Here is a 2,163-nt window from a genome sequence, read left to right on the forward strand (position 1 = left end):
GTGTAGTCGTGTCCGCAGGTCGCGTAGCGGTGTCCGCGTCTGGTTGACCTCGGACACCACCGAAGGACGGATCGCCGAGGCCGACGGACACGAATACACGAATAATCGTCGAGTACCGACGACGGCTTCGGGTGTTCGTGCTTTCGAGGGTTGATCGCGGGGCGTGCCGGGAACCCGCACACCGTCGCCGTGGTCGCGTCGGGCGGGAGGTGAAGGCGATCGTGCGTCGGGTCGGCTCCATCGGCAGGAACGCCAAGAACGCCGGGAACGCCAGAAGCGCTGCCATGGTGTTGGCCTTCGTGGCGGTCGGGTTGACGTGCTGCACTTACCAGTACGGGCCGGACGAGCCCACCACCTCGCCTCCACCCGCGACCACGCCGGGACAGTCCGGTCCCGAACGCTCTCGACCCCCTGAGTCCCCATCCTCGACGAACCCCAAGGAGGGCCAGGTGCGGGTTCACGGCAGGGTCGAGCGGGGCGTGGAGCCGAACTGTCTGGTGCTGGTGACCGGCGGGCGGGAGTACCTGCTGTTGAACGCGGGTCCCGAGGCGCGGCCCGGGGCCAGGATCGTGGTGCGTGGCACGCCGGAACCCGAGCTGGTCACGACCTGCATGCAGGGCATTCCGCTCGTCGTCGATGACGTGGACCTCGCCGAAGGAGGCGCTACGTGACTTCCCGCGAGCCCGACGAGTCCGAGCGGTCCGAAACGGAGCGGTCGGAGCAGGCGGAACCCCGGCCTCCGGCTCCGGAGGACAACACAGGACCTTGGCAGGGGATGCGTCCGTCGTATGCCAATCCGTCGGCGCTGCCGGCCGGCGAGCGGCGGGAACAGTCGATGTCTTTGGTGCCGTATCGGTACGCGCTGGGCAGCCTGCCGAACGCCATTGTCCTTCTCAGCGGGGTGTGGCTGCTGGTGTGCGCCTGGTTGATCGAGCATCCCGGCACGGTCGGGGGGATGAACGCGGCTGTGGTCGATATCGTCGTCGGTTTGTTGCTGGTCGTGTTCGGTGGTGTGCGAGCGGTGTCTCCGTTCTCCGCCCGGTGGGCGGGTGTCGTGACGTTGTTGCTCGGTGGGTGGTTGATCGCCGCGCCGTTCGTGTTGGGTTACCGCGGTGGTGAGGAAGGCGCCGCGACGGCCAACGACGTCGTCACCGGCGCTGTGGTTGTGGTGATGTCGGTGCTCGGGTTGGTGCTCGGGGCGAGGTGGGCCGGCCAGGAACGAGAGCGGGGACAGGAGGCTCTGTGACGGAGACGTGGTCGGCGGCGGAGGCGCGTGATGCGGTGCTGGTCTGTTTCGACGGTTCGGAGGGGGGACATCGTGCCGTGTGGTGGGCCGCCGGTGAGGCGGTGGCGCGGAGACGGCCATTGGTGATCCTGTGGTCGTTGGAGTGGGACCCGCCGCGCACCCAGCAGGAGGTGTCGCTGGAGAACTACGACGCGCAGAACGTGATCGAGGCGACCAGGCAGGAGCTGGAGCGGGTCGCGGGGGACTGCCAGGCGCTGTATCCGGAGTTGTCCGTGCTGGTGACCATGCCGGACGGTGCGCCGGAGGACACGGTGCCCCGGACGGCCGATGACATCGAGCCCGGTCTCGTGGTCGCGGGGGCGTCGGGGCGTGGCGCGTTGTCCCGGCTGTTGCTCGGTTCCACGGTCGCCTATCTGGCCAGGACGTTGCGGCAGCCGCTGGTGGTGGTGCGGGGCGAACCCGCGTCATCGGATGCTCCCGTGGTGGTGGGAGTGGACGGATCGGGCACCAGTGTGCGGGCCGTGGACTTCGCGTTCGTGTTCGCGCAAGAGCACGGTGTGCCGTTGCGGGCGGTGCATTCCTGGAACGACTGGCCGTTGGACACGTACGCCACCGCGCCGCCGGGCCAGGTGGGGTTGTACTACATGGAGGCCGTGCACGAAGCGGCGCGGGAGCAGTTCGAGGAGGTCGCGCGCCGCTATCCCGAGGTGTCGGCGGAGTGGGAGGCCGTGGCCGAGCGGCCCACGCATGCGCTGTTGGACCGGGCGGAAGGCGCGCGGCTGCTCGTGGTGGGCAGCCACGGTCGGGGTCCGGTGACCAGGGCGTTGTTGGGATCGGTGAGCCATGCCGTGCTCTATCACGCCCCGTGTCCCGTCGCGGTGTTGCGCAGCAGGTCCGAGGAGTCCGAGGAGTCGGGC

3 protein-coding genes are annotated in these 2,163 nt (G+C 69.2%); all 3 read left to right on the forward strand.

The features are described 5' to 3' along the window. The first annotated feature begins 221 nt into the window (after window positions 1-221). A complete protein-coding gene (locus M7H19_RS13655) occupies window positions 222-671 on the forward strand; it encodes a hypothetical protein (protein WP_298181269.1) in 450 nt (149 codons plus the stop codon). Next, window positions 668-1,246, forward strand: coding sequence for an SPW repeat protein (locus M7H19_RS13660; protein WP_298181270.1), 579 nt, complete (start codon window positions 668-670; stop codon window positions 1,244-1,246). Before M7H19_RS13655 ends, M7H19_RS13660 begins: the two co-directional genes overlap by 4 nt. Then, window positions 1,243-2,163: universal stress protein (locus tag M7H19_RS13665; protein ID WP_298181271.1), on the forward strand; the 921-nt coding region annotated here is incomplete at its 3' end. The genes M7H19_RS13660 and M7H19_RS13665, both read left to right, overlap by 4 nt.

This window comes from Saccharomonospora sp. (assembly GCF_027317685.1).
GTDB lineage: Bacteria > Actinomycetota > Actinomycetes > Mycobacteriales > Pseudonocardiaceae > Saccharomonospora.